The organism is Candidatus Eremiobacterota bacterium (assembly GCA_031082125.1).
GTDB lineage: Bacteria > Vulcanimicrobiota > CADAWZ01 > CADAWZ01 > Ess09-12 > Ess09-12.
This window is the reverse complement of sequence record JAVHLM010000036.1, coordinates 1-14,177: the sequence shown is the minus strand read 5'-3', so window position 1 is coordinate 14,177 and position 14,177 is coordinate 1. Positions and strand designations below refer to the sequence as shown.

Annotated in this window: 14 protein-coding genes; 2 read left to right on the top strand and 12 right to left on the bottom strand. The window is 55.8% G+C overall.

Annotated elements, in window-relative coordinates; translation table 11 throughout:
• Positions 1–36: 36 nt before the first annotated feature.
• Positions 37–1,389, top strand: coding sequence for a Ni/Fe hydrogenase subunit alpha (locus RDV48_27160; protein MDQ7826512.1), 1,353 nt, complete (start codon positions 37–39; stop codon positions 1,387–1,389).
• Between the two features lie 200 nt (positions 1,390–1,589).
• Entirely contained in the window at positions 1,590–2,096 is a 507-nt protein-coding gene (locus RDV48_27155; protein ID MDQ7826511.1) for a hydrogenase maturation protease, read from the top strand.
• Between the two features lie 8 nt (positions 2,097–2,104).
• On the opposite strand, the gene RDV48_27150 is transcribed toward RDV48_27155, so the two are convergent.
• The 12 genes from RDV48_27150 to RDV48_27095 all read right to left on the bottom strand — a co-directional run bounded on the left by RDV48_27150 (position 2,105) and on the right by RDV48_27095 (position 14,052).
• Positions 2,105–2,941, bottom strand: a complete 837-nt coding sequence (locus tag RDV48_27150) for an FAD/NAD(P)-binding protein (protein ID MDQ7826510.1) — start codon at positions 2,939–2,941, stop codon at positions 2,105–2,107.
• Positions 2,941–3,933, bottom strand: coding sequence for a 4Fe-4S dicluster domain-containing protein (locus RDV48_27145; GenBank protein MDQ7826509.1), 993 nt, complete (start codon positions 3,931–3,933; stop codon positions 2,941–2,943). The genes RDV48_27150 and RDV48_27145 overlap by 1 nt, the downstream gene beginning before the upstream one ends.
• A 50-nt stretch (positions 3,934–3,983) precedes the next feature.
• The gene (locus RDV48_27140) at positions 3,984–4,949 is read right to left on the bottom strand and encodes a 4Fe-4S dicluster domain-containing protein (protein ID MDQ7826508.1); all 966 of its coding nucleotides are present in this window, start codon (positions 4,947–4,949) and stop codon (positions 3,984–3,986) included.
• Positions 4,942–5,376 (bottom strand): hydrogenase iron-sulfur subunit, encoded by a 435-nt coding sequence (locus RDV48_27135; protein MDQ7826507.1) that lies wholly within the window; start codon positions 5,374–5,376, stop codon positions 4,942–4,944. Before RDV48_27135 ends, RDV48_27140 begins: the two co-directional genes overlap by 8 nt.
• Before the next feature lie 29 nt (positions 5,377–5,405).
• The gene (locus tag RDV48_27130; protein MDQ7826506.1) at positions 5,406–7,376 is read right to left on the bottom strand and encodes a CoB--CoM heterodisulfide reductase iron-sulfur subunit A family protein; all 1,971 of its coding nucleotides are present in this window, start codon (positions 7,374–7,376) and stop codon (positions 5,406–5,408) included.
• Positions 7,377–7,378: 2 nt separating this feature from the next.
• Positions 7,379–8,275 carry a CoB--CoM heterodisulfide reductase iron-sulfur subunit B family protein gene (locus tag RDV48_27125; GenBank protein ID MDQ7826505.1) on the bottom strand — a complete coding sequence of 299 codons (897 nt, stop codon included), beginning with the start codon at positions 8,273–8,275 and terminating at the stop codon, positions 7,379–7,381.
• The gene (locus RDV48_27120; GenBank protein ID MDQ7826504.1) at positions 8,272–8,823 is read right to left on the bottom strand and encodes a 4Fe-4S dicluster domain-containing protein; all 552 of its coding nucleotides are present in this window, start codon (positions 8,821–8,823) and stop codon (positions 8,272–8,274) included. Before RDV48_27120 ends, RDV48_27125 begins: the two co-directional genes overlap by 4 nt.
• 85 nt (positions 8,824–8,908) lie before the next feature.
• Positions 8,909–9,736: an ankyrin repeat domain-containing protein gene (locus RDV48_27115; protein ID MDQ7826503.1), complete on the bottom strand. Its 828-nt coding sequence runs from the start codon at positions 9,734–9,736 to the stop codon at positions 8,909–8,911.
• Between the two features lie 65 nt (positions 9,737–9,801).
• Positions 9,802–10,896 carry a response regulator gene (locus RDV48_27110; GenBank protein MDQ7826502.1) on the bottom strand — a complete coding sequence of 365 codons (1,095 nt, stop codon included), beginning with the start codon at positions 10,894–10,896 and terminating at the stop codon, positions 9,802–9,804.
• A gap of 42 nt (positions 10,897–10,938) precedes the next feature.
• The gene (locus tag RDV48_27105) at positions 10,939–11,334 is read right to left on the bottom strand and encodes a response regulator (protein ID MDQ7826501.1); all 396 of its coding nucleotides are present in this window, start codon (positions 11,332–11,334) and stop codon (positions 10,939–10,941) included.
• 94 nt (positions 11,335–11,428) lie between these two features.
• Positions 11,429–13,363 (bottom strand): cache domain-containing protein, encoded by a 1,935-nt coding sequence (locus RDV48_27100; GenBank protein ID MDQ7826500.1) that lies wholly within the window; start codon positions 13,361–13,363, stop codon positions 11,429–11,431.
• A 74-nt stretch (positions 13,364–13,437) separates the two neighbouring features.
• A complete protein-coding gene (locus RDV48_27095) occupies positions 13,438–14,052 on the bottom strand; it encodes a PH domain-containing protein (GenBank protein ID MDQ7826499.1) in 615 nt (204 codons plus the stop codon).
• Positions 14,053–14,177 lie beyond the last annotated feature (125 nt).

Genomic DNA, 14,177 nt, shown 5'->3' with positions numbered 1-14,177 from the left:
TCATGCAATTTTATTCTGATGGAGGTTTATCAGGTAATGTCAAAGACCCTTACGATTCAGCCAATTACCCGGATTGAAGGCCATGGCCGGGTGGTCCTCCAGCTCGATGATGCGGGAAACGTTGACGATGCCAGGTTCCATGTCTTTGCCCTGAGAGGATTTGAGAAATTCTGCGAAGGCAGGCCTGTAGAGGAAATGCCGCGCATCGTCAACCGCATCTGCGGTATCTGCCCCTGGAACCACCACCTCGCTTCAGTCAAGGCCACCGACGGGGTGTTCGGCGTCACGCCGCCCCCCACGGCGGTAAAACTGCGCCGGCTTGTCCAGATGCTTTCATGGATCCCCGACAAGCTGCTCCACTTCTATTTCCTTGCCGCGCCTGATTTTGTCCTGGGACCCGACTGCGACCCTGCCACACGGAACGTCGTAGGCATCGCCCTGGCCAACCCCGACCTGGCCAAAAAAGTGGTGCATATGAGGCAGGACGGCGCAATGGTGCTTGAAGAATGGCTTGGCAAGACAATCCATCCCATACCGGCCGTCCCCGGCGGGTTCAGCAGGCCCCTTCTCGAGGAAGAAAGGAAAAACTTCCTTGAGAGAACCAAAGCACAGCTTGAATTCGCCAAATTCACCATAAAATTCGCCAAGGAGGAAGTGTTCCCCAAGTATCTTGACACGGTGAAGGTGCTTGGCGTGTTCAACTCAGGCTTCATAGGCACGGTGACCGCTGACGGAACCCATGAGATCTATGATGGCAAGCTCCGTCTCATGAAGCCAGATGGCACCTACGATGACTTCTCCTATGACGAATACACCGATCACCTTGGGGAAATGATTTTCCCCTGGACCTACGTGAAGATGCCCTTTGCCAAGAAGTGGTCCAACGGGGAGTTCTCGATGGACCTTGAGAGCCCCAAGGGCATCTACCGCTCAAATTCACTTGCCCGTATCAACGTCTGCGAGAGGATGAGCACACCGGAAGCCCAGAAAGAGCTTGAGCACTTCCGATCCCAGTTCGGACGGCCTGCCCAGCTTACCCTTCTCTATCACTGGGCGCGTCTCATCGAGCTCGTCAACTGCTGCGAGAGAGCCATCGAGCTTCTCGAGGATCCAGAGATCACCGGACGCGACCTGCGAGCCAAGGTGGAAATCAAGGCCGGACATGGTGTCGGGTGCGTGGAGGCACCGCGGGGAACTCTTATACACGATTACACCGGCGATGCCCAGGGATTAATCACCAAGGTGAACATGATTGTAGGAACCACACACAACTCAGCGCCTATCAACATGTCTGTCAAACAGGCGGCGAAGGCAGTGATTCAGAACGGTAAATATGATCAGGGGGTGCTCAACAGGATTGAGATGGCTGTTCGAGCGTACGACCCTTGACTAAGCTGCGCGACGCACCGCCTGGATGGCGGTCTCAACCTGGAAGTCACCGTAATGGATGCCGCGGGAAAGGAAATTGACACACTGCGCAACTTTTAAGGTGACGGGATAGGCACAGCTCACAAGGAGGCTTACAGGGCAGGTGCCCTGTAAGCCCTTCTTGCGAGAAAGCCTGCGCCGGAGAAAAGGAGAGCTGATTGATGTACAAGGAGCTGCAGGAAAAAAAAGTGCTCATATTCGGATGCGGGAACACCCTTATGGGCGATGACGGCTTCGGCCCCGCCGTGGCGGACCTGCTCGCCACGCAGTACACGCTGCCTGATTTCGCTCACGCCGAGGACGTGGGAACGCGCGTAAGAGAGCTCCTCTTCAATATCACGGTGCTGGACAAAAGACCGGAGCACATCATCGTGCTTGATGCCGTCGATAAGCCCCTCAGGAGCCCCGGAGAAGTCTTCGAGATTTATGCCGATGAGATTCCCGAGCAGAAAATTGCCGATTACTCTTTTCACCAGTTCCCCACGACCAACCTCCTCAAGGAGCTCAAGGAGCTCTGCGGCGTGAAGGTGACGATCATCGCGGCCCAGGTCTCGGGGAAGCTCGAGGAAGTAGGCGCGGGCCTCTCCCCTCAAATACAGGAAGCGGTGAAGGTGGCTGCGGAGAAAGTGATGCAGATCCTGGAGGGGATGACGCGGGAAAATTCTTAAGCTTATTCTTATTTCAGCGCCGAGAGATCGGGGGAGAGCTTCAGGATCTCCTCGTAGCAGAAGACGGGCCCGTCAATGCAGATATAACGATCTCCCAGGCCGCACCTGCCGCATATCCCCACGCCGCACTGCATCTTCATCTCCAGGGTGGTGTATATCTGCGGGGGAGTGAATCCCAGCTTTTCGAGGGCTTTCAGGACAAACATTATCATTATGGGGGGGCCGCACGTGATGGCGACGGTGTCAGCGGGCGGCGGTGCCAGCTCCTCGAGATAGGAGGGCACGAAGCCCACGTGGCCGCTCCACGTCTCATCACCCCGGTCAACGGTCACCCATGCTTTCGCGCCCTCAGCACCCTCCCACTCTTTGAGCTGATCCTTGTAAACACAGTCCTGGGGGGAGCGCGCCCCGTATATGATGCTTATGTCCCTGTAAAGATCTCGCTGAGAAAGGGCCTGCTGAATAATGGGGCGCAGGGGCGCGATGCCGATGCCGCCCCCTATTATGAGAAGGCTGCGGCCTTCCCACTCTCTCATGGGAAAGCTCCTGCCGTAAGGGCCCCTTATGCCTACGGCATCTCCCTTGCGCAGGTCATGAACGGCTTCGGTCACGAGGCCGATCTTCTTAATCGAGAGATCGAGGGCCGGCAGGTGCAGGGGAGCTGACGATATGGAGATGGGGCATTCCCCCACGCCAAGGACCGAGAGCTCCAGGAACTGCCCGGGCAGGTGGCTCCACCCTTCTTCGGGGAGCTTGAGCCTGAAGGTCTTGATATCCGGCGTTTCCGGCGTAACCTCCGTTATCTCGGCGGAAAAAGGTATATAGGGATTCTCAGGGGTCTTCATCAGGCTTTCACCTCGTCGCGGCCGCGCAGGAAGTCTGTCATGGTCTCTATGATGTCGTGGTGTGAAGGGCAGAAGCGGATGCATCTGCCGCAGCCCGTGCAGAATATCATATTATTCCGTGAAGGTGCCGCGGCGAATTTATGCTCAAAGCGGTGCCATGTCCTTTCCCCTTTCGCCGGCCTGGGGTCGATGCCGCCTGCCATCCTTGCAAAGCCGCAGTCCTGGCAGGTCGCCCAGCAGCGGACTCTTTTGCCCTCCTTGCCTTCAGCGACGTCCTGGACGGAGAAGCACTGGCACGCAGGGCATACAAAAGAGCACACTCCGCAGGAGAGACAGCCTTCGGATGCTTCATCCCAGAACTCCCGGGCTTCCTGGGAAGCCGAGAGCTTTGAAGCCAGGGCGGAAAAATCAAGCTCACAGGCCTGGGCGTCCACCGAGGCCTTGAGGATCTCCTCTTTTTCCCTGACCTGCGAAGCTGAAGGCTCTTTGAGGAGGGCTTCGCACTTCTTGAGCAGATCTGCCGCCTTGTCGGTGAAATCTTCGATCAGAAAGCCTTCCTTTAAAGGATAGACCAGCAGATCGATCCCCCTGGGCTTCGAAAGGAGACCCTGGACGCATTCACAGAAGCAGGTGGGATGAGGCTCATTGCAGAAAACGGCAGCGATGAGGGAATTTTTTCTTCTCTCCATGTAGGAGGGATCCTTGTATTCACCCCCAAAGGCGCTGTCGAGCGCCAGGAGCCCTGCCGCATCGCAGAGCCTCGCCCCGAAGATCATCATGGGCTTTTCAGGCTTTTCCTGCTGTACCGTGAACCCCTTCTGATCGCCGCTGAAGCTGAAAAGGGTCTCGCCGGGGGGCATGAAGAACTGCCGGAGGGGGCTTGCCGTGTTCAGAAAATCAAGGGTAATCCTGCCGGGATCGGGGTCACACTTGAAGGACACATAGCCATCCTCATCCTTGACCGGTGCAATAAGGGTTCCATGAGAGGACATGCTATTAAGTAAGTCCCCAAGCGCGCCTGCAGGTAAAAATCTGGTGCTCATCACTCCTTGCCTCCAAGGCAGCTTTCTCTCCCGGGATCATTCATCAGGTAAGCAAGCAATGCCGGGCGGGATTCGGGATCAATGCCCGCCTCGTGGCCGAAGAGCTCTTTCGCCTCATCGGCAATCCTGTCATAAAGAAGCGACAGCGGGATCCCCACCGGGCAGACCCTCTCGCACTCCCTGCAGCCCGTGCAGCGCCCCGCGGAATGCAAGGCCCGTATCATCTGGTGAAAGAGGTTCTCCACGGCGTTATTCTCCGCGGTGACCCAGCGAGGCATGCTCTCGTCCATCACGCACTCGTTGCAATAGCAGAGAGGGCAGGCCTGCCTGCAGGCATTGCAGCGGATGCAGCGGGAGAACATCCTGAGCCAGAAATCACGGCGCTCCCCGGGCGTCATGCTGTGAAGGTCACTGCTTTTCACCTGCCCGGGAGCCCCGCCGGCCGGAGCCTGATCGTCTCCTATGAGCTCATCATACATGGCGGGGGTATGGACCTTGCACGTGAGGCATTTCTCCATCAGCAAGGAGGCAGGCATCTCGAAGGCGCCCGATGAAGTTACCGCCATGATCCTGCCCTTTTCTTCCCTCACGTCGGTGACGGCGGAGATCTTGAAGCGCCCGTCTTTTTCAAGGGCATCCTCTTTCAGTACCCCGGGGCATGCCATCCCTATGATGAAGATATCAGACCGCTTTATCTGGTGCTCCTGGAAGAGGTCCACAAGCGAGCCCACATCGCATCCCTTGACTGCAACGGCTGCGGGCTTCTCCGCTTTTTCCGCGATCTTTACAAGATTCTGGCCTGCCAGGGGCGTGAAGACCGCCTTGCCGGCCTTGGAAGGGTCGGTGATGACGGCAGGCTGAAGGTAGAAGGGGAGCCTCCCTTTCCGGCAGGCAACCACACTCCTGACTTTCCCCTCCGTCAGGAGCCTCCTTGCCGTCTCCTGCAGCTTCGCGGACTTATCCATTTTTTCTTTTCCTCAATTCAAGAGGCCCGAGCTTTTTTACCTGCCCGGCCACTGCTTTTATCACGTCGGCAAACCTTCCGCCCTCCGAGGCGGAGACCCATTCGAGGCGGAAGCGCTCCGGCTCTATGCCGATGTGCCCCAGAATCTTTCCCAGCATGGTGAGCCTCCGCCTCGCGTAGTAGTTGCCCTCGTTGTAATGGCAGTCGCCGGGATGGCATCCCGCGACAAGCACCCCGTCTGCCCCTTTCTTGAAAGCTCTCAATATGTAAAGGGGGTTGACCCTTCCCGAGCAGGGAACGCGGATGACGCGGACATTGGGCGGGTAGGTGAACCTTGACGAGCCGGCAAGGTCGGCGCCGGCATAGCTGCACCACTGGCAGAGAAAGCCTACTATCTTCGGCTCCCACGCGCTTTCTTCCGTTTTCACTGTTTCCACCTTGTCACTCATAGTTTCCCTCACACCAAAGCCGCGTCAATCTGGGAGGTAATCTGTTCATTGCTGTAGCCCTGCAGGTCTATGACGCCTGCGTTGCATGCCGCGGCGCAGGTGCCGCAGCCCTGGCACACGGCGGCGTTCACTCTTGCCACTTGGCGGACAGCACCCGACCGGTCCTTCACTTCCTCCATGGTGACCGCCTGGTACGGGCAGACGGTCCTGCAGGCCTCGCATCCGGAGCAGAGGGCTTCGTTCACCCTCGCGACGGTGGGGAGGCTCGAGAGGACAGGCTTGCTCAGTATGCCTATGGCCTTTGCCGCGGCGCCGCTCGCCGATGCCACGCAGTCGGGGATGTCCCTGGGAAACTGGCAGGCCCCTGCAAGAAAGATCCCCTTGGTCATTGTCTCGACGGGCCGGAGCTTGGCATGGGCCTCGTTGAAGAAATTGAACGGATCGGTCTGGATGCCGAGCTTTCTTGCGAGGTCCTTGGCATCGGACCGCGCCTCGGCTCCTGCGGCCAGCACGACGAGATCGGCCTCAATCTCAACCTGCCTGCCCAGTATGGTGTCTGAGCCATCGACGACAAGCCTGCCTTCCCTGGGGTAAATTTTTGAGACCCTGCCCCTTATATACTCGGTGCCGTAATTTTCCACGGCGCGCCGGTAAAACTCCTCGTAGGATTTTCCCGCAGTCCTCACGTCCATGTAAAACACGAAGATGCGGGCCTTCGGGTATTTCTCCCTCATGAGGATTGCCTGCTTCGCCGTGTACATGCAGCATATCCTGGAGCAGTAAGGCCTGTTCACCTTGTCGTCGCGGGAGCCCACGCACTGGATGAAAACCACTGTCTCCGGCTCCCTGCCGTCTGAAGGTCTTACCACCTTCCCTCCCGTGGGGCCCGACGCGTTTACAAGGCGCTCCATCTGGATCGAGGTGATCATGTCCTTGTGAGAGCCCCCTGCGAACTCCTCGTATTTCGCCACATCAAAGAGATCGAACCCGGTGGCAACGACAATGGCTCCCACCTTCTCGGTGACGGTCTCGTCCTGCTGCTCGTAATCAACGGCGCCGGCGGGGCAGACCTTCTTGCAGAGGCCGCACTTGCCCTTCCTGAAGTAAGTGCAGGCCTCCCGGTCAATGACGGGCTTGTTGGGGACGGCCTGCGGGAAGGGAATGTATACTGCCGGCCTGTGACCCATGCCTTCCTCGAATTTATTAGCCACCTTGACGGGGCACATCTCGTAACACAGGCCGCAGCCGGTGCAGGCGCTCATATCAATGGACCGTGCTTTTTTTCTTACGGTAACCTCGAAGTTGCCCACAAACCCTGCTATCGACTCGACATCGGAGTAAGTGTGCATGGTGATGTTCGGGTGGCGGGCAGCCTCCACCATCTTCGGGGTGAGGATACAGGCCGAGCAGTCGAGCGTTGGGAAAGTCTTGTCAAGCTGGGCCATCCGGCCGCCGATGGAAGGCTCTCTCTCGACCAGGACCACGGGATAGCCGGCATCGGCAATGTCGAGCGCCGCCTGTATTCCCGATACGCCTCCGCCTATCACGAGGGCGCGCCTTGTCACCGGCAGGCTTGTCGAGAAGAGGGGCCTGCCCCGGGATGCTTTTGCCACTGCCACCCTCACGGCCTCTATGGCTTTTTCCGTGGCTTGTTCCTTGTCCAGCGTGACCCACGAGCACTGCTCCCTGAGATTCGCCATCTCCATGAAATAAGGATTCAGGTCTGCCTTGGACACGCATACCTGGAAAGTCGGCTCATGGAGGCTCGGTGAGCATGCGCCGACGACGATCCGGTCAAGATCGCGCTCTTTTATGGCGTCAAGGATAATCTTCTGCCCTGGATCTGAGCACATGTACTTGTATTCCTCGGCATAGACCACGCCGGGGAGCCTGCGGGCCGCATCGGCGACTTTCCCGGTATCAACGGTCTTTGCAATGTTTATCCCGCAATGGCAGATGAAGACTCCGATGCGCGGCACCCTTACTTCCCCCCTTCCACGGCCTGGGCTTTCAAAGCCTCGTCAAGAAGGGGAACGGGGTCCACGGCGTGCTTGCCAAAGCCGAGCTTTCCCCGGGGGGCGCCCATGGCGAGCGCCATCAGCTCGGTAAAGTAGAATACAGGCACAGGGGGCCCCGTCTCTTTTGAATACTCCCTTGCCTGGGACTGGCGGAGATCAAGGTTGGTAAAGCAGAGCGGGCAGGCCGTCACGATGCAGTTCGCCCCCGCTTCCCCGGCCCTCTTCATCAGTCTTGAAGTGAGCTCAAGGACGACGTCGGTGCGGGGTATGCTCAAGGCGGCGCCGCAGCACTCCGTCTTGTGATACCATTTTACCGGCCGTGCGCCCGTAAGGGCCATCAGGTCGTCCATCATCACGGGGCTCTCGGGGTGCGCCTCCCCCACGACGGCTGATGGCCTGGAGAGAAGGCAGCCGTAATAGCAGGCGGGCCTGAGGCCCGGGAGTTCAAGCTTTATCTTCTCCTTGATGAAATCCCGGGGCATGTCGGCTATCATGTGGAGGAGGCTCCTCACTTTCACCGCATCGGGCGAAGAGATTCCAAGCTCCGGCATGATGCGGCTCGCGAGCTCCCGGTCCTCTTTCAGCTTATGGCCGGTGGTGACGAAGCGCGAATAACAGGAAGCGCAGGGAGCAGTGAGGGTGTCAAGCCCCATCTTTTCAACGATCCCCAGTGTTCTTGCCGGCATCAGCACGGAGAGCTCATGGTCGGTGCTGTGGGCCGAGGTGGCGCCGCAGCAGCTCCAGTCCTCCACCTCTACAAGCTCTATGCCGAGAAGCAGAGCGGCAAGGCGGCTCGCGTGATCATATTCCGCATCCATCCCTGCAAGACTGCAGCCGGGGAAATAGGCGACCTTTTTCACTGGTTCAGCCTCCCGCCGATGCGCTTGAGAAAGGCACCGTCCTTTATGCGATGGGGCAGATGGCTCAGCCTCCCCTTTGAGAAAAGGCCCATACCCAGCATGGCATCCTTGAAAGGCTTCAAGGTGAGAAGGTTCTGCAGGCCCGTGAGCATCACCTCATGGAGCCTCCCGTTCATCGCTATGATGTTCAGGAAATTTTTGTGGAAGGTGGCCACGTCAGGCTCGGCAGGCTTTACCTTTTCCGCGATTGCCTCGCGCCTCAGGGCGTCAGCCACCTCCGACACGCTGAGCTTCCGGGGGCACCTTTCCTGGCAGGCCATGCAGTTCACGCAGAGCCATATGAAGGAAGAGCACAGAAGCTCATCCTTGAGGCCCCACTGGAGGGATCGCATTACCTGGTGCGGCATGATGTCAAAAAATGGAGCAATAGGGCACCCTGCGGAACACTTCCCGCACTGGTTGCATGAGCATAGGGCCTGGCCACTCTCTTTTTCTATCTTGGCAACGAACCCCCTGTCTGTCGCCTGGGGAGTAACAAGTCTTTTCATGGTGGTACACTGAATTTCTGGGAAAGGGAAATATGTTCCTTCTTTCACTATGCGGCGAGTCACCAGGTGGATCCTGCGTGAAGATTTACTTCTTTCCCAGCATCTCCACGAGGCTCTTGAAGCCCTTTTCCCTGGCGTAATCAATGGCTGTCTTCCGATCCTTGTCGGTGATTGCCCTGTCGGCGCCGCGGTCAAGAAGCAGTTTCGCCACATCCTTGTGCTCCTTTATCACCGCGAAGTGGAGGGGGGTCTTCCCGGATTCATCTCTCGCGTTGACCTCTGCGCCTTTGGAAAGCAGCATATCCGCCACTTTCGTGTTGCCTTTGAGGGCGGCGAAATGGAGCGGCGTCTTTCCGAAAGCCTCTCTCGCATTGACCTGGGCTCCCTTTGAGATGAGATATTCCACTGCATCAGGCCTTTCTGTCATTGCGAGGAGGTGCAGAGGAGTCTGGCCGCATTGGTCTCTCGAATTGAGATCGGCGCCCTTGCTCATGAAGTAATCGAATATCCTCTTGGATTTTGTCCAGTGGAGCGGTGTCCACCCGTCGCAGTCATGGGCATTGATGGCAGCACCGTGGTCCACAAGAAGCTCCACGATCTCCGGAAGGTCGTTGTGCGTGGCCCAGTGAAGCGGTGTCGCCCCCGTTTCGTCCTGGATATTCGCATCGATACCCCTGTCGAGAAACACCTTCACGGCACTCAGGGCATTAGAATGGACGGCGTCAAAGATGTCATCATACTCCTCGTATACGCCGGCTTTTTCTATGATGACGGGGCCCACATCGGTTTTCAGCTCATGGAGAGAGGCGGCCCCTGAGGGGCAGTTGGCAACGCAGGTGCCGCATCCTCTGCAGATATCCTCGTTGACGTGGGCTACTTTCCTCGCTTTCCCGCTGACCTCAGTGTCATTCATGGCGGTAACTCCCCCTGTTCAGAATCGGGCTGTAATCTCTTCAACCCGGGGTGCGGTTACTCCTTTCAGGCTGCCGGCAGAAGGATTGTGAATGATGTCCCTTTCCCCGGTGCGCTCTCGACGCTTATGGAGCCTGAGTGAGCCGCGATAATCTTTTTTACTATGGCAAGACCGAGGCCGGTGCCGGTCTTTTTTTGATTCCCGCTTTTATTGACCCGGTAGAATTCGTCAAAGATGAAAGGCAGGCTTTCTTCATCCATGCCTATGCCGTTGTCGGCGACCTGAATCATGGTAAGGCGCCCCTTCGCCTGGGCCTTGAGTGTCACCTGCCCGCCCGGTGTGTTGTATTTGATTCCGTTGTGCACAAGATTTTTCAGCGCTTCCTCGATTAATTGCGGAACACCTTTTACCGGAGGATAGTCTCCGGATTGATCGATTATCAGGGAGACCTGCTCATTCCGGGCGACCATGTCAAGGGTATCTCTGATTTTCTGAAAAACTTCCCCCAGGTCAACAGATACAAGCCTCTTCTGAACCACTTCATTGTCTATGCTTGCCATGCCGAGCCACTCATCAATCAATTCCAGAAGGTTTTTTACATTTCTCTGCTGCTTCCTGAGGATTCCCTCCTGTTTTTCATTGACTTCCCCCACGGCTCCATGGAGGATGACCTCGAAATACTGCTGGATGTTTACCAGCGGTGCCCGCAGCTGGTGCGACACGAGGCTTGCGAAGTTCTTCTCAAGCCTTTTCTTCTCTTCACGGAGCTGGGCGGATTCTATTAAAAGAGATCTTTTTTCAAGCCCCCTGGCGACAATTACCTTGAGCTCGTTTCCCTTGAATGGCTTGGGGAGAAAATCATAGGCTCCCTTTTTTATGGCTTCCACCGCTGATTCTATGGTGGCAAATCCCGTTATCACAATGACAATGGTATCAGGCTCTATCTGCTTGATCTTTTCAAGCACCTCTATGCCGCTCATGCCGGGCATCTTGAGATCGAGGAGCACGAGATCGGGCCTTTTCTGGGTAACCTTTTCGATTCCATCGCTGCCGTCGGGCGACTGAATCACTTCATGCCCGCATTTTGCGAGGATCTGGGAACATGAATCCCTGATTCCCTCTTCATCGTCAATGATGAGAATGGTGGATTTTCTTTCCATCCTGCTGTTAATCCCGTTTCTTGAAGATTCTCTTATTATCACTTATTTGCCCAGCAAAGTCTCCACTTTTTGAAGCAGGACCTTCGCATCAATCGGCTTTTCCACAAGCTCATCGACAGGCAGATAGAAGGGATGCGCTGCCTGCCCGGGGAAAAAGAACCCGGTCTGCTCCCGGATGCTTGTAATCATAAGGACGGGCAGTTCCTTCAGCTTTTCCTCTTTTCTCATCTTGCGGGCAAAAATTATTCCCTCTGCCCCCTTTCCCATCATGATATCAAGCACAAGCAGGTGAGGGGTGCTGTCCATCAGTTTCTTGTAACCGCTTTCCGTGTCATTGGAAAAATCCACGTGATAGCCGTCGCCTTCCAGGATCAGCTTTATTGCCTCAACATAATCGGGATCATCATCGATGATCAGAATGTTTTTTTTTGCCTCCATAACTCCCATCCTTTCATTACTGGTATTAATGGCGTTCTGCAGCCAATCCGCCGTTTCCGGGCGAGGTTCGTGCACCGGTAAGAGGGGCGCCGCTTCATTGCTCCATGGGCAGTATCACGGTAAAGGTCGTGCCTTCCCCCGGGATGCTCTTTACCTGGATATCACCGTTATGCTTCTGGATGATTCCGTAACTTATGGAAAGGCCGAGACCTGTTCCCTTGCCCGTTTCCTTGGTGGTAAAAAAGGGATCAAAAACCTTCTTTATGATTTCTTCCGGAATCCCGCATCCTGTATCGGTAAATTCCACCTCAAGCGAATTCCCGTCCTGGGATAATTTGCTCTTTACTGTCAGAATTCCTCCCTTTGCCATGGCTTCCGCTGCATTTAGAATGATATTTGTGAAGACCTGCTGTACCTGGTTCCTGTCAATTCCTATCTTGGGCAGCGAAGCTTTAAATTCTTTCACCACCTTCACGTCGTGGAATATGGGCTGATGCTCTATAAGGGAAAAGGTCTTATTAAGGACTTCATTTATATCGGCCATCACGAGCTCAGGCTCCGTCTGCCTCGCGAAATCAAGCAGACCTTTCACTATGGCCTTGCAGCGGCTCACATTTCTTGTGAGCTTTTCCATGTTCTCAAGGGCGTTCTCTGCATTCACAGGCTCTTCCTTCAGCTCGTCAAGAATAAGCTCGCTGTAAAGCAGGGCGCTTCCCAGAGGATTGTTGATCTCGTGGGCGACTCCCGCCGCAAGCTGCCCGATTGTGGCGAGCTTTTCTGACCTGATGAGCTGCTCCTGCGTGCTCCTTCTCAATGAATCGCGGCTCTCCTTGAGCGAAAGGGACATCTGGTTAAAGGCTTTTGTAAGGGCCTGGGTCTCCTTGCTCCCGCTCGGCATGACCTGAATGCCAAGCTCTCCCCGGGTCATGCTGCGCGCGGCAATCAGCAGGCTCTTGATGGGCCTTGATATGCTTCGCGAGAGCATATAGGAAGCGATAATGGCGAGGATCACCCCGGTGAGGGCGATGCCGAGGAACATGAGCTCCGTATTCTGTCTTTCTTCCACGAATTTATCTGCAAGGACCCCGCCATAAAGAATCCCTATGATTTCTCCCGTGATGGTGTCTTTTATCGGCTCGTAGGCGGTGATGTACCAGTTGTTCACCACAAAGGCCTTGTCGGTCCACCGCTTCCCTTCCACCAGCACCTTGTCATAGACCTCTTCAGAGACGCGGGTTCCGATTGCCCTGCTCCCGTCTTCATTTCTCACGTTTGTGGAGACCCTCAGGTCCCTTTGAAAAATGGTGACCGTGCCCATATCCTTTCCCTTGTGCGTCATTCCCTTGTACACCACGTTTTTCACCTTGTCCACGATATCAAAGTTCCTGTTGAGGAGATTGCCGCCGTAAATGACCCCGATGAGCTTTCCTGAGTCGTCAAATACCGGTGATGCCGCTTTGAGCACCATTCCCGAGGTTTCTTCGGTCTTGTCAGTCTTTTTCGCCTTCATGGTGGGAATATATTTTATGTGGGCGCGCTGTGCAAGATCTATGCCTTCTTTCAAAAGCTCATCTCTGGAGATAATCACCGTGGAGGCTACGGATTTCCTGGTTGATAACACGTATTCCACCATTTCATCGCCGGATTCATCATCGCCCGTGACCTCGGGATTTCTCCCGCGGGCGATTACCCTTCCGCGCTCATCGGTGAGCGTCAATACATCCATTGACTCGCTTTTCATGATCCTCTTCATTCCGTTTATCAAAGCGGCATAATCGCCAGGTTTCCCTTTATTTCTTTTCTTCAGGAAGCTCTGGTCAGCGGCAAGCCTCACCGTGAGGTTTATGCAATGAAGCTCATTATTATAGACTTCCCTCGCAAAATAGAGATCGGTTATCACGTTATCCTGAATCTGTTTTATCCATTTCTCTATTATCAGTCTTCTTCCGATATAGATGGTCACTATGCTCGTGATGGAGACAACGATAATAAAGCTCACAATCAGCTTTTCCATCAGTGTCACTTTCATTTTTATCTCTCCATGATATGTAATTCGGGTCATTGGCCGTTGCCGTCATTGTTTTACGCGCAGCGCGGAGGAGATCACATTCTCTCGAGGAGCTCTTTCTTTTTCTTCTCAAACTCCTCGGGGGTCACTATCCCTTTGTCCCTCAGCGCCGCAAGCTTCTCTATCTGCGTGGGGATATCCTCGGGAGCCTCCCCGGTGCCGGCTGATTTTTCAACGTGTTCCATAGCCTTGTAAATCTCATGCTGCACCTGCTCCGGCTGGCGGATAAAGACAAGGCGGTTTATACCCTGCTCTCCTGCCGACTCAATGGTGAGGTTTCCCGAGCCGACAAGGCGCTCCAGGAATGACTGCGTGAAGGTCACGTCATTGATGCGGTTGAGAGGGATCTCCCGGGCTTTTCTGGCAAGCACGCCTTCCCTTGTGATGAGCCGCTCGCTGGTGAGCACGAACTGCGTATGGTGCCACCGCAGCAGCGGGATGCCTGCAAGCAGAAATATGGCAATGAGGGCTATCACCACAATGGCTATGGCAAGCGGCGGGATGGCAATCCCTCCCATCATCAGGGAAGCTGCAGCGAGGCCGGCAATCCCCGCTGCCCATAGAAGGGCGGGAATCACCGAGATCCAGTGAGGCCGGAGGTCCAGAATTACACGCTCATCATCGGAGAGAAGGTCTTTGGGGTAAGGCATAGGGGCCTCCAATGGCGGATTTCCTCTTTCTTCGACAGCTCCCTTCCCAAGTCCTTGTGCGCCGGTATAAGGAGACCCCTGCACAATGAAATGCAATCTGTCAGCTTTGCTCCAAGCGCCTACTT

Bases quoted from the DNA above. Each gene is read 5' to 3' on its own strand.
- RDV48_27150 (MDQ7826510.1), bottom strand. From the start codon at position 2,941: ATGAAGACCCCTGAGAATCCCTATATACCTTTTTCCGCCGAGATAACG.
- RDV48_27140 (MDQ7826508.1), bottom strand. From the start codon at position 4,949: ATGGATAAGTCCGCGAAGCTGCAGGAGACGGCAAGGAGGCTCCTGACG.
- RDV48_27120 (MDQ7826504.1), bottom strand. From the start codon at position 8,823: ATGAAAAGACTTGTTACTCCCCAGGCGACAGACAGGGGGTTCGTTGCC.
- RDV48_27105 (MDQ7826501.1), bottom strand. From the start codon at position 11,334: ATGGAGGCAAAAAAAAACATTCTGATCATCGATGATGATCCCGATTAT.
- RDV48_27110 (MDQ7826502.1), bottom strand. From the start codon at position 10,896: ATGGAAAGAAAATCCACCATTCTCATCATTGACGATGAAGAGGGAATC.
- RDV48_27095 (MDQ7826499.1), bottom strand. From the start codon at position 14,052: ATGCCTTACCCCAAAGACCTTCTCTCCGATGATGAGCGTGTAATTCTG.
- RDV48_27145 (MDQ7826509.1), bottom strand. From the start codon at position 3,933: ATGTCCTCTCATGGAACCCTTATTGCACCGGTCAAGGATGAGGATGGC.
- RDV48_27155 (MDQ7826511.1), top strand. From the start codon at position 1,590: ATGTACAAGGAGCTGCAGGAAAAAAAAGTGCTCATATTCGGATGCGGG.
- RDV48_27115 (MDQ7826503.1), bottom strand. From the start codon at position 9,736: ATGAATGACACTGAGGTCAGCGGGAAAGCGAGGAAAGTAGCCCACGTC.
- RDV48_27160 (MDQ7826512.1), top strand. From the start codon at position 37: ATGTCAAAGACCCTTACGATTCAGCCAATTACCCGGATTGAAGGCCAT.
- RDV48_27100 (MDQ7826500.1), bottom strand. From the start codon at position 13,363: ATGAAAGTGACACTGATGGAAAAGCTGATTGTGAGCTTTATTATCGTT.